The organism is Brucella tritici (genome assembly GCF_008932285.1).
Classification (GTDB): Bacteria; Pseudomonadota; Alphaproteobacteria; order Rhizobiales; family Rhizobiaceae; genus Brucella; species Brucella tritici.
Genome location: NZ_WBVY01000018.1, coordinates 1 through 3,008, shown reverse-complemented (window position 1 = coordinate 3,008; position 3,008 = coordinate 1). Strand labels below are relative to the sequence as shown.

Here is a 3,008-nt window from a genome sequence, read left to right as displayed (position 1 = left end):
CACATGTTAGGCTTCAAAGCCTTTGATTCAGCGTCTGCTACAATCGCTGGCATCGAAGTTGCTCATATGATCGGTAAGAAGCAATTCGCTAATGAAAATCGGTCGCCATTCGAGGTGTTTGCGGAGCACGCTGCATAACTGTGTCCGGAGATAAGGCCGCTTATACCCCACTTAAAAATTTGCGACTAAACCACTCATGCCTCTGCCGACTTTACGACGGCAGAAGCAGGCTTTGCCTTGCCCGATAATCATATTATCGGGGCTGAAACAATTGACGGTGGGTGCGGGGCTCGCAGCGCAGATACTGCGGAGCTGCCCCAATCTGCGCACCGAGATGTGCCGCCGCATGCCAGGGCCAGCGTGGATCGTAAAGAACTCCTCGTGCAAGTGCGATCATATCGGCGTCACCTGTTGCCACAATTGATTCCGCATGTTCGAAGTCCGTGATCATTCCCACCGCTACCACTGGTATGTCGACTGCCGACTTGACCGCACGAGCCAGCGGTACCTGATAGCCTGGAGCAAGCGAGATCTTCTGGCGAGTGTCCAATCCGCCGCTGGACACATGAATGGCCGCGCAGCCGCGAACCTGTAATGCCTGTGCAAAGGTGACGGTCTGATCGATATCCCAGCCGCCATCCACCCAATCCGTCCCCGAAACTCGGACAGAAACCGGGTAATCATTCGGAACAGCGGCTTTTACAGCTTCGAAAACTTCCAGCGGAAAGCGCAAGCGGTTTTCAAGGCTGCCACCATAAGCGTCCTCCCGATGGTTCGACAAAGGTGAGAGAAACTGATGCAGCAAGTAACCGTGTGCTGCGTGTAACTGGATAGCATCAATGCCTAATCGCACGCTACGGCGTGCCGCCTCAACGAAGGCATCACGGATGCGCTCCATCCCTGCCTTGTCCAAGGCTTCGGGTGCATGGTCATCCGGAGCGAAAGGTAGCCTACTGGGTGCAACAGTCTGCCAACCATTTGGCTGATCGGGCCGGATTTGCCCGCTACCGAGCCACGGCTTCTCGGTCGACGCTTTGCGTCCGGCATGGGCAAGCTGAATCGCAACCGGGATGTCAGACCATTGCCGGATTGCCTCCAGAACAGGAACCATGGCCGCTTCGGTCACATCATCCCACAGGCCAACATCGCCATAGGTGATGCGTCCTTCGGGGCTAACAGCGGTGGCCTCAATGGTCAAAAGCCCCGCTCCCGATAATGCAAGTTGACCAAGATGTATCATATGCCAGCTCGTCATCCGACCTTCTTCGGCTGAATATTGGCACATCGGAGCGATAACCACGCGGTTCGGCATTGAAAGGCTGCCTGTTGAGATGGAAGTGAAGAGCATGCTCATGTTTTGGAGTCGTCCAGCGAAATGAGAAAAAGGATGCCGAAACATAGGAGATCAGCCGGTGCATTGGAAGCCCAGTGAGTGGGCGAAGAAGGATGCGGCACCTCTCGCTGGAACTGCTCCAGCGATTTGAAATCGGCATTTGCGACCCAGCGATGCAACAAGGAGCGTGATCAACTGTGCCACATGCTGAGCTTTGCTCTTTTATGCGCCCTCCGAAATCCGGACGCAGGAGCGTTTCTGTAGTGCCAAGATGAGATTTGCAAGAAGTGCGGTTCGTGGCACAATGCTTGATATCAGAGCATGCTCATTATATGTATGAGCACCAGCGCCATCTGCACCAAGACCATCAAGTGTAGGAACTCCAATAGCTGCTGTGAAATTACCGTCCGATCCGCCACCCGTTTCCATACCTTCGAGGTGAATGCCAAGCGCCTGCGCGATCCGCGCCGCTTCGTCGAATAGCGCCCGACCCTGCTCGCTTTGCGCAAAAGGTGGTCGATTAAGAAATGCCTCGATCTCAAAGCTGATATCTAGGCGGCGTGGACGAATTGGTTGACGAATTGATCGCAGCTTGATTCAAGACTGCTTTTTGGAGGCAGTCATGAGCCGAGGCGATCTGAGCGAATCCGAATGGCGTGTTCTGAAGGATTTATTGCCGATTGAAGCAGTCAATCGGGGACGCGGTCGTCGTCCGGAGCAAAATCGTGCGATCATCAACGGCATACTTTGGAGACTTCGCTGCGGGACGCCTTGGCGGGATGTCCCACCCAAATACGGCAATTGGAATACGATCTATCGGCGGTTTCGGCGTTGGAGCGAAGCCGGGGTCTGGGAGGCTGTTTCGATCACGCTCGCTGAGATCATGGCTGACAGCGGCCACTACAGCATCGATAGCACCACAGTTCGGGCCCATATTTCGGCAGCGGGCGGAAAGGGGGGATTCATCGACGCGCTCTTGGCCGCTCGCGGGGCGGGTTCACCAGTAAACTTCACTGTCTGGCTGATGCCAGAGGAAGACCGCTTGCCTTCCATCTGACGGTTGGCGAAGCCGCAGATTGCAAGGCTTACGACACTCTGATCAGCTTACCCGAGCAAGCGCCACAGGCGCTTCTTGCTGACAAGGGATATGATGCGGATGCCATTCGTGATGATCTTGCCAGCCGCAATATCAAGCCCGTCATTCCTGGCAGAGCAAACCGCCGCGTGAAGATTGAATATGATCGCACGCTGTATAAACAGCGCAACCTAATCGAACGGATGTTTGGCAGACTGAAAATCAACCGCGCCATTGCTACTCGATACGACCAACTCGCCGAGAGCTTCATCAGCATGGTTCATATTGCTACCGCAAGATACTGGCTCAAATTCGTCCACGCCGCCTAGGTCTTCCGGCGTCATTGCATTGATCTTCGCCAGAATTTCGTCTGCGGTGGCACTATCCGGCAAACGCAGGTCAACCTGCAAGCGGCATTCTTCCGGAACCGTGTTGCGTCCAGTGCCGCCATGGATCGTGCCCACCGTCACCGTGGTAATCCCCCCACCAAATAACGGGCTTCAAAAGTAGAATTTTCTCGGGCTATATGATCGAGGAGATTTTAATGAAGACGAGCAGATTCAGCGAACCACAAATCCTTGCCATCCTTCGCCAGGCGGA

The 3,008-nt window shown here is 54.8% G+C and carries 2 protein-coding genes and 3 pseudogenes; 2 read left to right on the top strand and 3 right to left on the bottom strand.

From position 1 onward, the window contains the following. Positions 1–138: pseudogene (locus F9K94_RS24170) on the top strand (IS6 family transposase); the annotation flags it as partial. A 115-nt stretch (positions 139–253) separates the two neighbouring features. Here the strand turns inward: F9K94_RS24170 and F9K94_RS24165 are convergent. Together F9K94_RS24165 and F9K94_RS24160 are read right to left on the bottom strand one after the other, a co-directional pair. Further along, positions 254–1,354 (bottom strand): NADH:flavin oxidoreductase/NADH oxidase, encoded by a 1,101-nt coding sequence (locus F9K94_RS24165; protein WP_151610739.1) that lies wholly within the window; start codon positions 1,352–1,354, stop codon positions 254–256. A gap of 201 nt (positions 1,355–1,555) precedes the next feature. After that, complete coding sequence (locus F9K94_RS24160; RefSeq protein WP_231771651.1) at positions 1,556–1,870, bottom strand: M20/M25/M40 family metallo-hydrolase; 315 nt, start codon at positions 1,868–1,870, stop codon at positions 1,556–1,558. An 85-nt stretch (positions 1,871–1,955) separates the two neighbouring features. Between F9K94_RS24160 and F9K94_RS24995 the strand changes: the two are divergent. Beyond that, positions 1,956–2,737: pseudogene (locus F9K94_RS24995) on the top strand (IS5 family transposase). Positions 2,738–2,761: 24 nt separating this feature from the next. Here F9K94_RS24995 and F9K94_RS25045 read toward each other — a convergent pair. Beyond that, positions 2,762–2,872, bottom strand: a pseudogene (locus F9K94_RS25045) (peptidase dimerization domain-containing protein); the annotation flags it as partial. Positions 2,873–3,008 lie beyond the last annotated feature (136 nt).

What these genes read in the sequence shown, in the direction of transcription:
- F9K94_RS24165 (WP_151610739.1), bottom strand. Translation starts at nt 1,354, where the DNA reads ATGAGCATGCTCTTCACTTCCATCTCAACAGGCAGCCTTTCAATGCCG.